13 protein-coding genes are annotated in these 19,355 nt (G+C 53.2%); 8 read left to right on the plus strand and 5 right to left on the minus strand.

Annotated features, from left to right (window positions below; all coding sequences use genetic code 11):
* The first annotated feature begins 135 nt into the window (after nucleotides 1-135).
* The 3 genes from HY29_RS18920 (at nucleotide 136) to HY29_RS13425 (ending at nucleotide 4,311) form a co-directional block, all read left to right on the plus strand.
* Nucleotides 136-528, plus strand: coding sequence for a c-type cytochrome (locus HY29_RS18920; protein WP_034797740.1), 393 nt, complete (start codon nucleotides 136-138; stop codon nucleotides 526-528).
* 895 nt (nucleotides 529-1,423) lie between these two features.
* On the plus strand, nucleotides 1,424-3,871 hold the full coding sequence (locus HY29_RS13420; protein WP_081811399.1) for a TonB-dependent receptor: 2,448 nt from the start codon (nucleotides 1,424-1,426) through the stop codon (nucleotides 3,869-3,871).
* A 23-nt stretch (nucleotides 3,872-3,894) separates the two neighbouring features.
* The gene (locus HY29_RS13425) at nucleotides 3,895-4,311 is read left to right on the plus strand and encodes a nuclear transport factor 2 family protein (RefSeq protein WP_034797743.1); all 417 of its coding nucleotides are present in this window, start codon (nucleotides 3,895-3,897) and stop codon (nucleotides 4,309-4,311) included.
* Between the two features lie 42 nt (nucleotides 4,312-4,353).
* Here the strand turns inward: HY29_RS13425 and HY29_RS13430 are convergent, their stop codons facing one another.
* Nucleotides 4,354-4,893, minus strand: coding sequence for a MarR family winged helix-turn-helix transcriptional regulator (locus tag HY29_RS13430; protein ID WP_051601520.1), 540 nt, complete (start codon nucleotides 4,891-4,893; stop codon nucleotides 4,354-4,356).
* 217 nt (nucleotides 4,894-5,110) lie between these two features.
* Here HY29_RS13430 and HY29_RS13435 point away from each other — a divergent pair, with 217 nt between their 5' ends.
* From HY29_RS13435 to HY29_RS18605, 5 genes are all read left to right on the plus strand, one after another.
* Entirely contained in the window at nucleotides 5,111-6,358 is a 1,248-nt protein-coding gene (locus HY29_RS13435) for a cytochrome P450 (protein ID WP_051601521.1), read from the plus strand.
* Nucleotides 6,359-7,033: 675 nt separating this feature from the next.
* Nucleotides 7,034-9,280, plus strand: a complete 2,247-nt coding sequence (locus HY29_RS13440; RefSeq protein ID WP_034797744.1) for a TonB-dependent receptor — start codon at nucleotides 7,034-7,036, stop codon at nucleotides 9,278-9,280.
* A 104-nt stretch (nucleotides 9,281-9,384) separates the two neighbouring features.
* Nucleotides 9,385-10,407 carry a dipeptide epimerase gene (locus HY29_RS13445; protein WP_206741969.1) on the plus strand — a complete coding sequence of 341 codons (1,023 nt, stop codon included), beginning with the start codon at nucleotides 9,385-9,387 and terminating at the stop codon, nucleotides 10,405-10,407.
* Nucleotides 10,408-10,416: 9 nt separating this feature from the next.
* Nucleotides 10,417-12,027, plus strand: coding sequence for an amidohydrolase family protein (locus tag HY29_RS13450; RefSeq protein ID WP_051601522.1), 1,611 nt, complete (start codon nucleotides 10,417-10,419; stop codon nucleotides 12,025-12,027).
* A gap of 14 nt (nucleotides 12,028-12,041) precedes the next feature.
* Entirely contained in the window at nucleotides 12,042-13,994 is a 1,953-nt protein-coding gene (locus HY29_RS18605) for a serine hydrolase domain-containing protein (RefSeq protein WP_155838327.1), read from the plus strand.
* Between the two features lie 137 nt (nucleotides 13,995-14,131).
* Here HY29_RS18605 and HY29_RS13460 read toward each other — a convergent pair whose 3' ends face one another.
* From HY29_RS13460 to HY29_RS13475, 4 genes are all read right to left on the minus strand, one after another.
* Nucleotides 14,132-14,842, minus strand: a complete 711-nt coding sequence (locus HY29_RS13460) for a GntR family transcriptional regulator (RefSeq protein ID WP_155838328.1) — start codon at nucleotides 14,840-14,842, stop codon at nucleotides 14,132-14,134.
* Between the two features lie 90 nt (nucleotides 14,843-14,932).
* Nucleotides 14,933-15,982 (minus strand): N-acetyltransferase DgcN family protein, encoded by a 1,050-nt coding sequence (locus HY29_RS13465; protein WP_051601525.1) that lies wholly within the window; start codon nucleotides 15,980-15,982, stop codon nucleotides 14,933-14,935.
* Between the two features lie 221 nt (nucleotides 15,983-16,203).
* Nucleotides 16,204-17,655 carry a carotenoid oxygenase family protein gene (locus HY29_RS13470; protein WP_051601526.1) on the minus strand — a complete coding sequence of 484 codons (1,452 nt, stop codon included), beginning with the start codon at nucleotides 17,653-17,655 and terminating at the stop codon, nucleotides 16,204-16,206.
* A 174-nt stretch (nucleotides 17,656-17,829) separates the two neighbouring features.
* On the minus strand, nucleotides 17,830-19,308 hold the full coding sequence (locus tag HY29_RS13475) for an alpha/beta fold hydrolase (protein WP_034797745.1): 1,479 nt from the start codon (nucleotides 19,306-19,308) through the stop codon (nucleotides 17,830-17,832).
* Between the last annotated feature and the right edge of the window lie 47 nt (nucleotides 19,309-19,355).

Consider the following 19,355-nt stretch of genomic DNA (forward strand, 5'->3'; position numbering starts at 1 on the left):
CGTGTGCGAAGAGGTGTGTGTGCAAAGAGACTGTGCACGCGATCCGTCATTTTTCATATCAAGTTCATCGGATGGTAGGTATTTTAAAAAAATCTGCTGTCTGCAGAGTACCTAGATCAGCACGGAAACAGATATATGAAAATGCCAATCACTCGCATGAAGTTCATCCCAAGCATGGTTGTGTGGGGTTTGGTCTGCGGAGTTGCTCTGGCCGATGAACCATCGGAAGGGGCGGCGCTCTTTAAAAGACAGTGTGCCGTTTGCCACTCGGTTGTGCCGGGGCAAACCTTGATGGGTCCTAGCCTCGCGGGGGTCGTGGGGCGTCCAGCCGGTTCTCTGGATGGCTTTCGGTATTCGCGCGCAATGCAAGATGCAGGCTTTGTGTGGAATGCCGAAGAGCTCGACGCCTTTATAGAGTCTCCACGCAAGCATGTGCGTGGAACCAATATGTCTTATCCAGGTGAGCGTCGGCCTGAAAAGCGGGCGGCGATTATCGAATATCTGACACAATTGAGCACCGCGGATTGATTGGTTCGTCTTGTATGAGAATGTATGTGGCGTTTGATGCCCGTCACAGGTGGCAGATTTTGGCGTTCAGTCCATCGAATTTGAAGGTACTGTCCTTGGGTATCTGTGGCCTTGGTAAATGCTCTCATGTCGAGCTTTCTGAGCCGTGTGAGTAAACTCATCTATGTTGGGCGCGATGGTGGGGCTGAAGTGGCCAATATTATATTGGTGCGGTGTATCTACAGCTGCGCTGCGTAGAAGCCAGCCGCCCAGGTCACTATAAATATAATGCAGGGCGGCAAAGATGCGGGGGCGATCACTAGCGAGTTGCCAGGCATGCAGCCAATTATCGGGTCGAACTCAGCAGTTGCGAGATATCTGATGATCGCAAGGGCCGATTTCAGGCCGCGCGTCTTATCGAGTTCGATGTTTAGGGCTGTAAAGTCGCGCATTCATCGCGCAGTAAGTACGTCGCCTTCGGGGAGATACTGAAGGAGTTCGAGGCAGGACGAAGCACGCTCCAACTCCACGCGATCCGGTTATTTAAAGTTCGAGAGTATTACGCCGTAAACACAGTCTGGCTTTGCAGCCGTCAAGTGGGCCCCAATATAATCCCCTAAGGTCAATCGATTCAGTGAATTGATTATAATTGGTCTTAAGGACCTCTTTTGCGGTTCGTGTTCTCAAAAACCCGAGAAACCTTGGTCTTATTCATGTGCGTGTCGCGCTATCAGAAGATCTTTTAAGGTACTGTAACTAATGAGTTATTCATACTTTAAATGCCCGCCCGCTGGAGCTGGTGCCGCTTCATGTAGAGGACGAAAACCCAAAAAGGGTCTTGACGACAACTATTAACGAGAGACATCTATAGGCAATAACAAAAAGCCCCTGCAACGTCGGGGGCAGGGAGGGAATAATGCTAAAACGCACTTTTGGTGCCACGGTCTCGGTGTGTGCTGTTGCCATAGCGATGAACTCAGCAATGGCGCAGGAGGTAGCAGGAAGTTCTGCGGAAGATACGGAGTCCCGTACACTGAGTACTGTGACAGTCACGGCTACGCGCCGCGAGCAGAGTATCCAGGACACAGGCGCATCCGTGTCGGCGCTCGATAGCGATGCGATGCGCATTCGGTCCGTCGAGTCCGTCGAGGATATTGCTGATCTTGTTCCCGGTCTTCAGGTGTCGAGCTATCAGGGGGACACATCCATTTTCATTCGCGGTATTGGTACGCCGGTTATTGTCGCAGGCGCCGATAGCTCCACTGCGACTTATCTCGACGGAGTGTACCTTTCTCGGGCCGCAGCGATCGGCCCTGGTTTCTTTGATGTCGAGCGCGTTGAGGTTCTGCGCGGACCGCAAGGAACGCTCTATGGGCGTAATGCAACTGGCGGTGCAGTGAACATCATCACAAAACGTCCGACAGATGAGTTTTCTGGAGAGGCGCGTCTGATAGTTGGGAATTATGATCGCACACAAGTGTTTGCAGCTCTAAGCGGGCCGGTGACTGAAGGTGTGCGAGTGCGCCTGGCTGTCCAGAAAGAAGACCGTAGCGGATACACGACGGTTCATTTGCCGCGCGGCGCGCTTCCTCCATCCCAGCCGGATCGTACATTTGATGCCGAAGACAAGCATGACATTGTGGCGCGTGCCAAAGTTGAGTTTGATCTCACGCCCAGCGCCATGTTCACCCTAACAGGTGATTATTACGAAGCTGATGATCGGGCCAATGTGTTTCACTTCGCGAGCCTCGGCTATCAGGAGGAAGTGCCTAATTGGCTTGGTACGCGAGAAGGCTCCCAAACGCTGCCTTATTTCGGTATCAAGAATAGTGGCCGAATTTCAGCTGTCGCATCGCGTGATATTTATTCCGCGGTTGATTATTTCAACAAAACCTCCGTGTGGGGCCTGACAGGACGTCTTGATTGGGCTGTCGGTGATTACGACCTTCAGGTCATCACCGGGTATAAAGATACCGATCCCGACTTCCAAAACTCTTTTGACTTGGGAGATACTTTTAACACCTACATACATCGCAGCGAAGACCATCAGCAGTGGAATGCTGACTTTCAGATATCCTCTCCGTCGGAGAAACGGTTCAGCTGGATTGCGGGTGGTGGGTATTTTTCTGAAGAGAATGATGTCCAGAACAATATCTTTGGAGACTTTTGGGAGCCGATCCTGATCCAGGGCTTGCTTGACTTGCAGGCCGCTAACGTTCTGCCTGCTTTTCCGGTAGATATTCCTGAGAGTACATTATGTTGTGAGCTTCACCTGAATGGAAGTCAGGAAACAGAGGCCTTCAACATTTTTGTAGATACCAGTTTCGATCTGACAGATACGCTAACGCTGAAAGCGGGCTTGCGATATTCAGAGGAAGAGCGCGACGGCTTCCAGAATTTTGACCTTGCCTTCCTGCCGGCTGTGCCCGGCGGTGATCTTGTGCGCTTCGCACCAGAGGTCATGTTCTTTCCCAATGCTGTAAGCGATCAGCGCGATGGGGTTCAGCCAGACCCATTTGGGTTTGTGGTCGCGCCTGTGGAAGGGCCCGCAACATTTGATGCAACAACGCCGAAAATTGCTTTGGAGTGGGCGCCTACGGATGATCTTCTTGTATACGCGAGTGCTCAACGGGGCTTTAAAAGTGGCGGTTATAATATCGGCTCCAATCAGAGAACGCCTTACGAGCCGGAAGAAATTTGGGCATATGAAGGCGGCGTAAAGGCTGGTCTGCTTGAGGATCGCCTTCGCTTTAATGCGTCTGCGTTTGTGTATGACTATACGAACTTGCAGGCGCAGGACTCAATTGCCAATCAACCCATCATTCGGAACGTCGGCAAGGCAGAGGTGAAGGGGGCCGAATTGGAGTTTGCCGCCTTGCTGAGCGATGTGTTCCAGATCGATGGCGCTGTAACGTATCTTGATGCGACCTTTACCGAGGGCGAGCTTACAGAGCCGCTTCGTCCTGCGCCGCTGAGCGAGCCTCCAGGTTCGACGGTTCGGAATCTGGATGGCTTGAGATTGCCCCGTGCCCCGGAGTGGAAAGCTAGTTTTGGGGGGCAAGCTGACTTCTCTGCCTTTCGTGGAGATGTCACTCTCCGGGCAGATTATACGTGGCAGGATGAAATATACTTCACCGTTTTCAATATAAAGGCTGCCTCACAGGATAGCTATGGTGTGGCTCGGGCAAGGGCAGCTTATACACCCGCGAATGGACGCTACACAGTCGCTTTGTTCGGGGAGAATTTGTTCGATGAAACGTACTTCACAAATCAGATTCTGACCGGAACAACGTATGGCGCTGAATTTGTTGGCACGCTTGGGGCACCGCGTACTTTCGGCATAGAGCTTTCCACCCAGTTTTAGGGATAACGCAGAAGGACAAAGAGATGACAAAGACATCACTAAGCGTGGCTGAGGATTGGTACGCTGCTGTACATGAGAATGATTTTGAAAAGTTGTTTAATGTGATGGCGGATGATTGCACGATCGAATTCTACGGACCAAGTGTAATACCCTTTGCGGGCATTTTTCGGGGTAAGGAAAAGTGCGCATTATTCTTTGGTCATGTTGGCAACGACGTGGACATTGAAGAGTTCCGCCAAGACGAATTTATCTGCGAGCGAGACAAAGTGGCGGTGACAGGGCACTTGCGCATGGTGCTGAAGGCTACCGGACGTCTCTATTCCGCAGATTATGCTCACATACTCACAATACGTGATGGCCAGGTCGTCAGGTTTCGAGACTTTCAGGATACGGCGCAAGCCGCGCATGTTGCTTTCGCTCTGGCGACGCCAGAACGCTAGGGTGTGAGAGTTGTGGCAATGGTCAGGTGTGGCGGGGTAAAATCAAGCCGGTTCTTTAGGCTTTGCCGAACGGCGTCGCTTGGGTTTTTGCCTGGCCGCTGCTTCGGCGGCCAGTTCGTGATGGATTTCTGTCACGCGAGCCAGAAAGTGAACGCCGGATCTGATTTCATCCTCACTAAGCCGATCAACCATCGTATCCAGAAATGCGCTGCCATTGCGCATCATGCTTTCGACAAACTGGACGCCGCGAGGTGTCAGCGTCACAAATTTCTCACGCCCGTTTTCAGGATCTTCCGTCATCGTTATCAGGTTGAGGGGAGCCTTGGACAGCGCGCGCAGGGATTTGGAAATCGCCGAACTGGTGACTTCATACCAGGACGCAAGCGCACCCGCGATTTCCTTTCGGCGCATTTTCCGCCCATCCGTGCCTCGCGTGTGAATGGTCCAGAGAATGCAGGATTGCTGCCGGGTGAGAACACCGCACTTCAGTGCGTCTTCGATCTGCATTCCCACCAGATAATGGATGGGAAAAAACAAATCGAGGAAGTCATTACTCGCCTGTTTGCGCTTCGAGAGGTCCATATGGTCTCCGGTTCATCGTTACTTTTCAAACATTAAACGAATTCGGGGCGGCCTTCAAATCCCTATGGGGCCTAGCCTCACGAGAAAGGTCCGCCCCATAGTAAATGGGTCCTAAAGACATAATGTCCTCATGGAAAACAAGATAGTCCCCTCATAACACCAGATTTCCACCGGCCACGAGCAGCATGCTGGGCCGTTTAACCCGGGAGAAGACCACATGGCCGATGCTATGACCAAACCTACAATACCAGACGATTTTCATGTTCGTGATCTTTATTCCCCGGACGTGATGGCTAATCCCTATCCATATTATGAGCATTTGCGTGACAAGCCGATCCAGTTCGGCCTGGAGGACTATCCGCCCGGGACAATCCCGGGCGTAGACAAACCATTTCCGGCTTGGGTTGTCCTCAAACACGCTGATGTCCAGGAGGTGTGTCGCCGCGCTGATGTGTTCTCATCACGTGACATCATGCAGGAAGAATCCGAGGCACCAACACTCATGCTGGTCAATCATGATGACCCTCGGCATGCAGAGCTCCGTAAAATCGCGCAAATGGCTTTCTCTCCCAAGAGGGTGATGACTGATCTGGCCCCTTGGATGGAAAGCACGGTTGAGGCGCAACTTGATGCGGTTGGCGGCGGGAAGGTCGATTTCATGCGGGATCTGGCGCCTAACCTGCCGGCGCTTGTGATGACCAAACTGATTGGGACACCACAGGAGGATTATGTCCTGCTGCGGCGATGGGCGAATGCATTTATGGTCACGTCCGACTTTACAATTGCTGAGCGTCAGCAATGCAATGTTGAGCTTTGGAACTACTATCAGGCTGCGGTCGACCAGCGTTGTGCAGATATCAAGGCTGGTAAGCCGGTTCCTGACGATCTTATGTCTGCTTTTATTCAGGCTGAAGCAGATGGCAATAAGCTGACCAAGGAAGAGGTTGTCCGTTTCTGTCTTACATTGGTTGTCGCAGGGGCTGAAACGACAGGGTACCTTCTTGGCAATTTGATTGATGTCCTGGTAGATCAGCCTGACCTCTATGGCAGTCTTCGTGAAGACCGTTCATTGGTGCGTGCCTTTATCGAGGAAAGCCTGCGTCGTGATGGACCGGTCCAGAGGCTTCATCGTGTCTGCACAGAAGATTATGAGCTCAGCGGCGCCCAGATAAAGGCAGGCGATTGGGTGGCGATCTTTCATGCATCCGCCAACCGGGACCCTGCGGTATTTGATAGGCCGGATAAGTTTATCCTGAAGCGTCCAAATATGATCAAGCAGGCTACGTTCGGTCACGGTGTTCATCACTGTATGGGGGCAGGAATCGCGCGCAATGAAGCGGCTCAGATGATCAACAGTCTATTGAACAGATACAGCCGTCTGGAACCTGCTGGCGACCGGGTGCGTCAGCGCGGCGGCCTTCTTAATTATGGCCTGGAGACGTGTCCCGTAAATCTGGTTGAGTAAGCGCAGGCGAGGGGGCACTTACAATTTACCTTTCTCTGGCATCGTTTTAGTCAAATGGTGACAAGGACGGGGCCTTCGGTCATTCCGGTTGGGGCGGGTCATTTGCCTTTACTGATCCTGAGCGCAGGCTTTCGACATCCTATGTGATGAACCGAATGGGGCAAAACCTGATTGGGGACCCTCGCGGCCTGGCTCTCATCCAGGCGACTCTGAAAAGCATTGATGCCATTCTCTGAACGTCTGAGTTCAGCCTCACTCATGGCTAAGCTGCCTGACCCTGCCTATAGTCGCAGTGGTCAGGCACATTTAGTTGATCTCGATCAGGCTCGCGACATCCTTTGTGACCAGACTTCCGCAAAATGAGCGATATCGTGATCGACCCAATTGGAAACGCTGCGAGATAGCGTCGGCTACTTTCCGATTCTATCGATGACTTCATCAACATCGCAAATAGAATCCTGCTTTGGATCTTTTGGAAGGACCTGGGGGAGTGCTGCCATATTTGGCGATATGTCGTTTTAAATGCACAATAATCGTCATATTTTCACATAATGCAGCAATAATGCCTTTTAAAATAAAAATAATGCTGCATTAATCCAAGAAAGAGGGCGCCGCGCACATCAACACAGTGTGCATGAGGGAAAAGCGGCTCGAGCTTGGAGGACGAATAAGCAAATGAAACAGATGAAGCTGACCACAGCGATAGCCATGATCATGCCGCTGATGGCGGGACCGGCTTTCGCGCAGGATGCATCCGAAACAGTGGATGAAGAGTATGTTGCCGAAACGATCGTGGTGACGGCATCTCGGCGGGAAGAAAATCTGCAAGATGTGCCGGCATCCGTCAGTAGTACGGATCCTCAAGTACTTATTGAGGCTGGTAAAACAAGCATCAAGGATATCGTCGAACTGACGCCAGGTGTATATGCCGAAGACCTTGGTCGGCCGGGTGCGACACGTTTCTCAGCGCGCGGCATCCCGCAGATCGGCAATACGGCCGTGTTCGGAATTTACCTCGACGATACCCCTCTGACGAGCAGCAGTTCCTTTACGGCTGGCACGACATTCATGCTGGACGGATTGTTGCTGGACTTGGAACGCGTCGAAGTCATCAAAGGCCCACAAGGTACACTTTTTGGGGCATCTGCCCTTTCTGGCATTGCGCGTTATATCACCAAGGAGCCAGCGCTTCAGGAGGTACGCGGCTCTGTTTCAGCGGATGTAAGCTGGACCAATGAAGGCGAGATGAGCAATGTTTTGAGCGCGCGCGTCAGCGCCCCGCTTATCAAGGACAAGCTTGGTATTACGCTGTCCGGGTACCGCCAGGACTTTGGCGGCTATATCGACCAGTATGATAACGCCGGAACTCTGTTGGCGGAGGACATTGATTCCTCAGAGGTCGAGGCCTACGCCGCGGACATGTTGTTTCGTGCGAATGACAGGTTGGATTTCCGTCTGAAATACATCCATCAGAAAACAACCGTTGATGCTGGCTCCCGTGTGAGACTGGAGTCGCTCACGTCTGACAAATCGCCTTTCGGAACATTCGGGACAAGTGCGCAACCCGAACCAATGAATCTCGAATATGATATTGTGTCGGGCACATTCGATTATGATTTCGATTTTGCGACATTTACCTCTACAACCAGCCGGTCTGAATATGATGTAGAAACGCGATCAGATGAATCCGCTTCGGCACTTCAGGTCGATTTTATCTTTGGTCTGCCTCTTGGGACGACACAATCGCTGACCAACGTCATTGGGATTTCCTCAGAGCGGTTCACTCAGGAATTCAAGCTGACGTCAGCTTCCAACAAGAAGCTTGAATGGATTCTTGGCGCTTTCTACGTGAAGGAAGAAGGCACCAACAGCCAGGATCTGGTGGTCGTACCGGATACGCCAATCAAGCTTTTCCAGAGCTACTTCCCGAACGACTATGAAGAATATGCGGTCTTCGGTGACGTCACCTACTATTTGACGGATCAGTTTGATGTGACGGTCGGTGCACGCCTCAGCGAGAACGAAGTTGGACTCGTTTTTGATGGCGAAGGCTTATTGGTTGTAGGGCCAAATCCGCCCATTTCCATTAATGATAGCGTGAAGGACACCGTAGACACCTATCTCTTCACGGGACGCTACAGACCGACAGATGATCTGTCTCTCTATGCTCGCATTGCCAATGGGTATCGTCCCGCCTCTCCGAACATTCCCCTGGCGGACCAGTCGACCGGTGAAGTCATCACGTTCCCGGTCGTCGAGTCGGATTCGGGCTGGAGCTACGAAGCAGGAGCTAAGGGCAGGCTGCTGAATGGGCGCGTGAATTACGATGCTGCGATATGGACGCTGGAACTGGACAAGGTTCAATCCCCGCTCATTGCCAACGGCATCAACACGCTGCAAAACGCCAAGAGTGGTCTGGAGGCGTATGGTGTTGATGCCGCCATGCAATTCAAACCGACCACTGACTTTGAAGTTGGTGCAACGTTCTCATACGCCCAGAGTGAGCTTAAGGAGGATGAGCCCGGATTCGGCGGAGTAAAAGGCGAGCAATTGCCAATGGTGCCTGAGTACAAGGCCGGGGTGCAATGGCAATATACTCACGACCTAACGCCTGACTGGACTGGCAGCTTCAGTGGCAGTGTAGTGTACACGGGTGAGCAAACCTCTCGGTTTGCTGTGCCGCGGGCGACATTCGCCGGAAAGCTCGATGCGAGAACGATCACGGATTTGAGCCTTAATGCCACAAACGGATCAGTGCGCGTGGGTCTCTATGTCAAGAACCTCTTTGATGAGCGCGCTCTATCAACCCGGACAGACACGGATGTGAACTTCGACAATATCTACACCGCCGGGCTGGACAGCTCGACGGGTATCTATGTTCGCCCACGTACGATTGGTGTGAACGTCGGATATACGTTCTGATCCGTTTCAAAGTGGCGATCCACACGGGTCGCCACTTTTTGATCCATGTGGTTCTCGCATTGTCATGCCTGAGGACATAAACTCTTGATGAATTGGATATTGGGGTGAAATACGACGTCAGCATTCACAGGGCTGTATGGCCCTTCATAACGTCTTTCCGAATTTCCGGAAAAGAGTTCCGGCTATCTGAAACCGTCGTTCTGGAAATTGGTTGTAACGGAAAGATTGGCCGTGGGGAAGGCGTTGGGGTCTATTACCTGGACGATACAGTAGAGACGATCCAGAGTGAGTTGGAGCGAGTGCGCTCAGACATTGAGCGCGGCATAACGCTGGAGGAAGCGCAGGAATTGTTGCCGCCAGGTGGCGCGCGGAATGCTCTCGACTGCGCGCTGTGGGATCTGGAAGCGCAAAGAACCGGCAAGTCCATCTGGGAGTTGACGGGTATCACGCCGAAAGCGGAGACTCAGACGGTCTATACAATCGGCATAGAAGAGACGCCGGAAGAGATGGGGCGCAAGGCTGGTGAAGCCTCTGCCTATCCCATCCTGAAAATCAAGCTGGATGCCAAACAGCCTGTTGAGCGGTTGGCAGCCATCCGGTCTGCGCGCCCCGACGCGACCCTGGTTGTCGATGCCAATCAGGGGTTCTCTGCAGATCAACTGGAGAAGATCCTGCCAGATATTGCCGAGCTTGGAGTTGCCATGCTTGAGCAGCCTCTTCCACGTGGCGGCGATGAGGCCTTGGAAAACATAGTGTCACCCATCGATATCTGCGCGGATGAGAGTTGCCTGCATACGGGGGAATTGCCAGCTGCTCTTTCAAAGTACAGCATGATCAATATCAAGCTGGACAAGGCCGGCGGTCTCACCAATGCGATGCAGCTGGCGCGCATGGCGCGAGAGGCGGGCAAGAAAGTCATGGTGGGCAATATGAGCGGGACATCGCTTTCCATGTGCCCTAGTTTTGTCATCGCGCAGCTTTGCGACTTTGTGGATATTGATGGACCACTTCTTCTGAAGTCGGATTATCTCGGCGGACTGTCTTATTCTGGTGCGCAGGTAACCGCCCCCAATTCCGGTTTCTGGGGGAATATTCACAAATCAATTGATAGCGCGCAGGCGAAATAGGAAGCTGTTATGAGGAAGCTACTGTACACCGCTATATCGCTCGCGCTGGTATCCATCGCGCAGGCTTGCGCATCCAGTGTCTCTGAAGAGAGAGAGGATCTGAGCGAAAGCGTTGCCTATGATATTGTCATTCTGAACGGCCGGGTTGTTGATCCGGAAAGCGGTTTGGATGCCATACGTAATGTTGGCATTACGGGCGATCAGATTTCTGTCGTAACCGATGAGAGTATCCAGGGTAGCTATACTGTAGATGCCCGCGGAAAAGTCGTTGCGCCGGGCTTCATTGATTACCATGCGCATGGCCAGTCCATTCTCTCCGGTCGTACTCAGGCATTTGATGGAGTCACGACAGCGCTGGAGCTGGAGGCGGGCATGTTGCCCATCTCCGACTATTATGACCGTCTGGCAAAGGAAGGCCGGCCCATCAATTATGGCGCCTCTGTCAGTTGGGCGTCCGCGCGGATTGCGGAAAAGACTGGGGCCAAGCCCGTCGCTGATTTCAGTTTCTTCCAAAACAGTCTCAAAGAAAACTCGTGGCAGGAAGAACTGGCAGATGATCAGGAGTTGGCTGGTATTATCAGCCGGGTCGAAGAGGGGCTAGACCAGGGCGGGCTGGGGATCGGGTTTCTTCTCGGTTATGCTCCGGCCACGGGTCGCAAGGAATATAATTTTGTGAATCGTGTGGCTGCGGAACACGGCGTGTCGACATATACGCATGCCCGTTACCTCTCGACGATCGAGCCGCAAAGCTCTTTCGAAGGCTTTGAGGAGATGATTGCGGTATCTGCCGCCACGGGCGCGCATATGCATATCTGTCACCTTAACAGCATCAGCCTGCGCGACATTGACGATATTGTGGATCTCATCGACGGCGCGATTGCGCAGGGGGTGAATATTACGGTTGAGGCCTATCCATATGGCGCAGGCGCAACCAGTATCGGGGCGGCGCTTTTTCGCGGGCCTCGATGGCAGCAGCGTCTTGGCGGTGTGAAAAAAACGGACTTTGTTTCCGTGAAAGGACCGTTGGACGAGGAGGCCTTCGACGAATTGCAGGCTGATGCGCCCGGCACCCCGGTCATTGTGCACTTTATGAACCCGGAAGCGAATCCTGCGGACCAGGCCGTGATAGACACGTCTGTCCTGTATCCAGGTGGGCTTATTGCCTCGGACGGCGGTGATTGGCTCGCGCCGACAGGAAAGCCATATGATGGCAATACCTGGCCCGTGCCGCCTGAGGCGCTGAACCATCCGCGCAGTGCAGGAACTTTCTCAAGATTCTTGCGGCAATATGTGCGAGAGCGGCAGGCCATTTCGCTGATCGATGCTGTCGCAAAAATGAGTTACTTGCCGGCCAAATACATGGAGCCGTCTGTCCCCGCCATGGCGCGGAAGGGCCGTATTCAGGCGGGGGCTGATGCAGATGTTGTCGTATTTGATCTGGCGACGGTTTCGGACAAGGCAACCTATCTTGATCCGGCTCATCTTTCCGAAGGGTTTGAGTATGTCTTCGTGGCTGGCACACCGCTGATTGCTGAAGGAAAACTGGACACAAATGTTCTTCCTGGGCGTCCTGTTCGACGCCCCATCAAAGGTGAATCAGTCGGCGTGGCGCAAAATTGATACAGGAGTTTAAGGTGACAAAGAGACTCATGACTGGCCTGCTGGCCGCCTTTGCGCTGATGCTGGGAAGTGTCGCGCAGGCACAGACAGATTTGGACGTTCCAGAAGATCATGCTGCTGCTGCAGACAGCGTGGAGCAGGATAGTAACGCGCCCAGTTCGGCTGCGGAACTGGAGGCTTATGTCGACGGCGTTGTCGATATGGCCATGTTTGATAATCATATCCCGGGCGTCACGCTTTCCATTGTCCAGGATGGCAAACCTGTCCTGATCAAGGGGTATGGGTACGCAGACGTGGAAAAGCAGGTGCCTGTCGATCCGTACACAAGCGGATTTTACATAGGGTCGATCACCAAAACCATGACGTTTACGGCGGTCATGCAATTGGTAGAGCAGGGCCTCGTCGACATAGATACAGACGTGAACAAGTATCTCACCACATTCCAGTTTCCCGATTCCAAATTCGGACCGATTACGCTGCGGGCCCTGATGGCTCACAGGGCAGGCTTTGAAGAAGTCGCCAAGGGGATGTGGGTGCTGGACCCAACTGATATTCCCACTATGGGGGAGTGGCTGAGAGACAATATCCCCGCGCGTGTCTTTCCTGTTGGTGAAACGACAGCCTATTCAAATTATGGTGCAGCCCTGGCGGGATATATCGTCGAAGAGGTAAGCGGGCAGCAATATGAAGACTATGTGAAAGAGCATATCTATGAGCCACTGGGCATGACGCACACGACGGCGCGTCAACCCCTGCCGGAGGGATCGCGCAGTGCAATGTCAGCCGAACTGAGGGATAACCTCGCCTCTGTTTATTCCCATACTGAGGGCTATCAGAAGAAAGAAGATCATGACGTGATTGTGCCTGTGGCGGCAGGTTCTGTTACGTCTACAGCCTCTGATATGGCACGCTACATGCTCGCGAACCTGAATGGGGGCGAGTTGGATGGCGTCCGGATTTACTCTCCGGAGACGGCCATGAAGATGCAGGAGAAGTTATATGATGATCGGCCGGTCTCCGATTACTATCATGGTTTCCGGACGTCCGAGATTCGTGGGTATTCCACAATGGGGCATACGGGTGCAACGTTCACCTCGTTCTCATCCCTTCTCATGATCCCTGAGCTTGATTTGGGTGTGTTTGTTTCCGTCAATGGAGGAGACAACAATATCAGCCCATATGAAATCAGTGAGCGAATTATAATTCACATGATCGGTGACCGGGCTCGAAAGGTACAACCTCATATCAGCCTGTCGCAGGAAGAGCTGGAGGCCTATGCCGGCAGCTATCAGACAACCCGGCGCTTCTTCAAAAACTTTGTGGCGGCCCTGACAGCAAGTTCGGTGAAAGTGTCAGTGACGGAGAATGGCACGCTACTCATTCATGGAAATGAATACATACCGCTGGGACAGCATGAGTTTGAGAACAAGGCGACAGGAATGCTCCTCATGTTCCAGGCCAATGACAAGGGAGATATCGATGCCTTCTATTCTGATGTGGGAAGCGTCTATCAGCGTGTGACGACTTCAACAGATATCAACCAGCTTTATCTGGCTCTGGGCCTTCTGTTCCTCTTTTCCGTTTTCCAGCTTGTTTCTGGCTGGAAGCGTCGCTCAGATCCGCCGATTACAAATACTGTGGTCAAAAGACTCTCGATGATGCTGGTTGTGACGGCTGGTCTCGCGCTCGTGACACTTGTTATCGGTGGGGTCTCCATCGCGATCCTGGCATCCATGGGGAATGAGGCGCTCTTTGTGTATCCCGGCTTGGGTGTGACTCTCTATCTAACAGGTGTTCTTCTGTTGCTGATGTTTACCGTACTCCTCCTTATAGGGATGTATCCGGTGATCAGGACGCGGGAACTATCCGTCTGGAGAAAGGCTCATTATATTATATACGTCCTTGTTCTGCTCTTCTTCCTGTTGCGCGCCAGTGACTGGGACATGATTGGCTATAATTACTGGTAGGATCAAGGACATCCTTATCTGCTCAGACAAATAGGCCCTTCAGGCGCTCACGCTCTGAAGGGCCTTATTTTTATCCGCGCAATTCCAGATCAGGCATCTGGTGCGCCAAGATGTTTCTGTCAGGTGAGGAACTTGGTCTAAACGCCCAGATTCTTGGCGTAGAGAGGTTCCTGAAAGAAAATGGATGTCAGGATTCTCTGCTCGGTCTGATACAGAGACTCGCGGAGCATGTTCTTCAAGCGCGCCGGGTCCACATGGCGTAATTTTTCGATTTCTTCGTGGCCGCGTACGTTGAACGGCAGATCCCCGGTTCGTTTGGCGTACAGCCAGTAAATGCGCTTGGCGACATCCTCCAGTAGATGTGCCCATTTCAGTGCTAACGGATATTGCACCCCGGAAACCAGAGCCAGATTATACTCACTGTTCAGGTGCAGCAGATCCAGTAGGTCTGCCTCATTCTCAGGCGAAAAATTTGCCTTTGACATCTCATTGTTAAGGCGCTCCAGTTCGGAGAAGTTCACGAATGTTATGGACTCCGATGCAAGGTCCGGGATCAGCATTTTCCGCAGGGCGAAGTTCTCCTTGATGCTTAGCACGGTGAGGGGAGATACGCGGGTAATCCGGGGAGAAATGGAAACGAGAAAACCCTGAACGGTCAGCTGCTCCATCAGGCTGCGGGCCACTGTACGCGTGGTATCAAACATTTCAGTGAGGACGAGTTCCGTGACCTTGTGTCCAGGCGCAAGCCTTTGGCAAATAATGGCCTCTTTTACCTGCCGCTGCAGATCTTCATGGGCGTCAAACTCGGCAGTCATGCCGCCCATGTCGGATTTGGAATTGCTGGTCAAGTTCTGGATATCTCCCAATCACATGTCGTGATGAAACCACAAGAATCCTAACAAAGGAAGGTATGGGGCTGGAAGCTCTCACGCTCGCGCTTACACCAATTTATCAATCAGAGAAGAAGTGCCATCAATGATCGGGTCGACACAGGGAAGATCGTACTGATCGGACAAGGATTTGAGATAATCCTCCCGCTCCGCAGCGGGCAGTTTCGACGTATTGACGCTAATGCCCACGCAAATCGCATTTGGGTTCACGCGCCTGGCCAGTTCCAGATTCTTGACGATGACATTCTTAATGCTGGGAAGTTCGAAGTCGGGCCAGCCCGATACATGCGTTCTCTTGGCTTCATGGCAGACAACAATGGCGTCCGGTTGCGACCCAAGCAGAAGGCCATGGCTGACGGGTGCGTAGGCGGGATGGAAAATGGCGCCCTGACCCTCGATCACATCCCAATGGTCGGCATCATTCTCAGGGGAGAGCAGCTCGGCGGCCCCGACCAGGAAGTCTGACACGACTGCATCAATCGGAATGCCGGAGCCTGCGATCATGATGCCGGTTTGACCACTCGCGCGGAAGGTGGCTTTCAAACCGCGAGCCTGCATGTCTTTTTGTATTTGCAACGCTGTGTATTTCTTGCCAAGTGCGCAATCGGTGCCAACTGTCAGCAGACGCTTGCCCAAGCGTTTTTGACCCGTCCCGATAGGCAGGTCTTGCGGTGGGACGCGTACATCAATGATCCGTGCGCCACCTTCGGCAGCGGCCTGGGCAAGAGCTTCAATCGAACTCAGGGGCCTATGCAGGCCAGCAACAATGTCCATGCCATTGGAAGCGGCTTCGATAGCCACTTTCAGAAGGGCTTCGGAGATACCGCCGCCTATTTGCGCGGTGCCGACCACAAGTGAGCCCGCGCCCTGTGCCAAGGCCTCTCCAAGGGTCAGATCCGGAAGACCAAAGTCGACAGCAGAGACATCATTCCGGAATTGCCCGAGGCACATATCCTTGCGCCAATATGCTATACCAGCGCCTGTCTTGGCATAGGTAGCGCGCGTCTCGTCTCCAACATAAATCAGATAAGGCGGCTTCAGCGTCAGGACGGAGTTTGAGGCACGTTTGGAAGTGGACTGTATCTCAGAGGCAGGCATAATGATCTCTATCTGATTTCGAGTGAACTGGAACACAGACGTTCCAGATCCTCTTAAAAGCATATTACCGCAACATTATCTATAGAAATGAAGGCATAATGCTGCGGTAATCACTCTCTCAGATTCCTCGGTGATCATTCATGGGATAATGCCTATATCTGAGGCAATCGCGCTCATGTCCCTGCCACGTCATGAATGGCAGGGCTGAGGTGTTGATCTTTTTAATCCCAATTTTCGATCTGGCTGGCCTTCATCCAGCAGGCGTGGAAACCGGACGGCACGCGCCGAGGCAGGGTGATGCGCGCAACAGGACCTTTGCTGATGTCCAGGGCATCGAACACCTGCAATTGCTGGACGTGTGTCTTGTTGTTCCAGACAAAGGTGATGACATATCCGTGGTCTTCTGATTGCTGATTATCCGCCGGGGCAAACCATGGCTCACTATACCAGCAATCATCTTGCCCGTCTGACCAGGCGCCGACGCATTCTCCCGTATCGGTGTTGTACTTCCGCAGGCCGGTCCAGCGGAGCACCATCGGGTCGTGATCAACCAGATAACCCCATTTGGTGTACCGGCCGGTCCGGGCGCTGTCATAGGTCGGAAACTCGACATTCCTGTCAGGGTCCAGACATTCTTCCGTGGCTTCGCCTGTCTTCATGTTCATGCGGTATGACCAGAGCCGCGCATCCATCTGGAGCTGTGCGATGCGCTTGGCGGTCTTTGCTTCATCGATCTCGCCATTTTCCTTCAGGCTGGGCATGTAGCGGCACGCGATCATGACGACTTCGTCGCCTTCCTCCCAGCAATTCACGACGTGATAGATGAAGCAGGAAGAGAATTCGAACCAGCGGACTTCATTGCCCTTGCCATAGCGCGGAATGACGCCAAGGCGCGCGGGCAGGGAGGCATCGAAACGGATCTTGTGACGCCCTGCGCGCAATGCTTCTGCATCATGATAGACTGGGAGGTCGTGAAGGATGGAGTAATGCTCCGTAATGCCCATATCATGCGGCAAGCGATCCCCCGGCAACTCGACCGGGGTTGTGTGAAGCAGCTTCCCGTCCTTGTCGACGACACTGTAGGTCATGTGCGGCGCAGTATCGTAATAGTCGAAGAAGATGAGTTCACCTGTCACTTCGTCGACCTTTGAGTGTGCAGACATGCCATTGCCCGGACCGCTCACATAATTTGCTGTGGCGACAGTTTCCAAAGTAATGGGATCGATCAGATAGGGCACGCCAGACAGGTACCAGCTGGCAACGGCCTTGCCTGCATGTCCGATAATGTCTGTGTTCGCCGTATCAGCAAGTACCTTGTCAGTTCGGCCTTTCAGAGTTTGCATGATTCCCCAGTGAGTTTCTTCTCCCCGGATGTCATCCTCGATCCAGTCTGCCGTGCGGATCCATTTGTTGCGATACGTGACCTTGCCGTTTCGGAATTCTGCAGCATGTATCATGCCGTCGCCATCAAAGGCATGGTAGTCGCCCTTGGGCTCATAGCGCGGGTTCGGGCCATTGCGCAGGTAAACGCCGTTCAGATCTGCCGGGATTTTCCCCTCCACCTGCAGGTCTGTCATGACAGCCTCATCAAAGACAGGCGCGAAGGGGCCTGTCAGCATGGGGCCGTGTACGTCGCCGAACGGGGCCGCGGGATCCTTGAGCAATAGGGGCATGGGTTTCTCCTAGTCAGAACACTGTGCTGACTAGCAATCACACTAAGTATTGTTATGCAATTAAGTAGGAATCCCTATGCCCTTACGGGAGTTGAGATCTTCTGGAGAAGAAAATCGGGCCATTGGGGAGATATCGCGATTTGAATGATACCAAATCGTGCTTTCTCTACAGGCCTAGCTGCGGCTCACTTTCTGGCCGCGATAGAAGGCGCGCATATCATCGGTCGCAACTGCGCGGGCAATCTCGTCATCCGGGATTGCGTGTCCGGCGGAATAGAGTGCGTAATTATATGCGCCATCCGGCAGATTCGCCTGCTCAAGCACAGTCATGGGCAGACGATAAGGGATGATAAGATCAAACCGGCCAGCAAGAAGCAGCATACGGAAATCTGGTCTCTTTGCGGCCATCGCTTCGGCAACACGGTCCATTCTGGCAGGTGTTTGGGTGATCTCATGATTCCAGTTCTGGCTGGCTTCAAGCGGGTTGCGCTGATAGATATTCGTAGAGCTATAGCCGAGTTCTTCGTTCAGAAGACTGAGTATCGCTTCATGCAGGTCGTAGCCATCTGCCTGGCTCATGAGAGATGAATCATCGCCTTCTTTCGGCGCAGGGTAAGAGCCGCGCCCATCTGACATTTTGGTCAAAAGGCCATCCGATGACAGAAGAGTGTTCGAGAAGTCTTGTGTTGATATACGATAGTCTTGGCGAATGATCAGCTCAGGCGACAGGCCGATGAAGTCTGAAAGCCGGGCTGCAAGCGCCTGCTTCTCTGCATTGGAAAGCGTGTCCAGCGAAGCCAGCGCGGCGGCATATTGAGTATTGGCGTACTCTGTCGCCATATCTGCAACATCAGCCACAGGATGCTGTGTGTAGGCGCCTTTTCCATACCAGCGTGCCACAGCCGCAAGCGTGGGCAGGCTGATGACTTGCATATCAATGCCGTCAATCTGGGCAGACCCTGTCGGATCTACAGTGGGGCTGATGAGAATGCAGCCGGCAATGTTTACCGGATTTTCCCGCAGGCCAAGGATGCGCAACAGCTGCGCGGTGCGTGTGCCGCCATAGCTTTCGCCTGCAATATAGACCGGAGATTTTTGGCGCTTGTGGCGTTTCAGCCAGTCTTCGATATACGCCGCAACACCCGATGCATCCTGCTCTACGCCCCAGTATTCAGGCTTTGCATCATCCGTAAAGAAACGGCTGTATCCTGTGCCTGGCGCATCGATGAAGACGAGGTCGGAGCAGTCTATCGGGCTGTCCTCATTATTGACGATGGCAAAGCCACGACCATTGTCGGCTTTCGCGAATTTTCTCGGCGAAAGCGTGCTGTGAAGTGGCCAGCTTGCACCACCCGGCCCGCCATTGAAGAAGAAGGTAACAGGCCGGTCAGCGGCTTTCTGGTTCCGGGCGATATAGGAGGCACCAAAAATGCTCGCGCGGGCTTCGCCAGCAGAATTGCGCAGAACGGTCTCCTGCGCTTCGGAGATATAAGGCACACGAATGCCGCGGACATAGGCAAACGCTTCCTTGCGGGCCATGGGAATGATGGCAGGTTCCGCGGCAAAGGCTGAGGGAATAAGCGGCGCTGTTGCAGCTGCGCCCAAAGTGAGCAAGATCGCCCGGCGGGAGAGTGTGGCAGCAGATTTAGTCATTTCATGAGTACCCGTAAGCTGGCATGAGGGGCAAAGGTGCGGCGGGT

It is taken from the genome of Hyphomonas beringensis (genome assembly GCF_000682755.1).
GTDB lineage: Bacteria > Pseudomonadota > Alphaproteobacteria > Caulobacterales > Hyphomonadaceae > Hyphomonas > Hyphomonas beringensis.

Bases quoted from the DNA above. Each gene is read 5' to 3' on its own strand.
- HY29_RS18920 (WP_034797740.1), top strand. From the start codon at position 136: ATGAAAATGCCAATCACTCGCATGAAGTTCATCCCAAGCATGGTTGTG.
- HY29_RS13420 (WP_081811399.1), top strand. From the start codon at position 1,424: ATGCTAAAACGCACTTTTGGTGCCACGGTCTCGGTGTGTGCTGTTGCC.
- HY29_RS13425 (WP_034797743.1), top strand. From the start codon at position 3,895: ATGACAAAGACATCACTAAGCGTGGCTGAGGATTGGTACGCTGCTGTA.
- HY29_RS13430 (WP_051601520.1), bottom strand. From the start codon at position 4,893: ATGGACCTCTCGAAGCGCAAACAGGCGAGTAATGACTTCCTCGATTTG.
- HY29_RS13435 (WP_051601521.1), top strand. From the start codon at position 5,111: ATGGCCGATGCTATGACCAAACCTACAATACCAGACGATTTTCATGTT.
- HY29_RS13440 (WP_034797744.1), top strand. From the start codon at position 7,034: ATGAAACAGATGAAGCTGACCACAGCGATAGCCATGATCATGCCGCTG.
- HY29_RS13450 (WP_051601522.1), top strand. From the start codon at position 10,417: ATGAGGAAGCTACTGTACACCGCTATATCGCTCGCGCTGGTATCCATC.
- HY29_RS13465 (WP_051601525.1), bottom strand. From the start codon at position 15,982: ATGCCTGCCTCTGAGATACAGTCCACTTCCAAACGTGCCTCAAACTCC.
- HY29_RS13470 (WP_051601526.1), bottom strand. From the start codon at position 17,655: ATGCCCCTATTGCTCAAGGATCCCGCGGCCCCGTTCGGCGACGTACAC.
- HY29_RS13475 (WP_034797745.1), bottom strand. From the start codon at position 19,308: ATGACTAAATCTGCTGCCACACTCTCCCGCCGGGCGATCTTGCTCACT.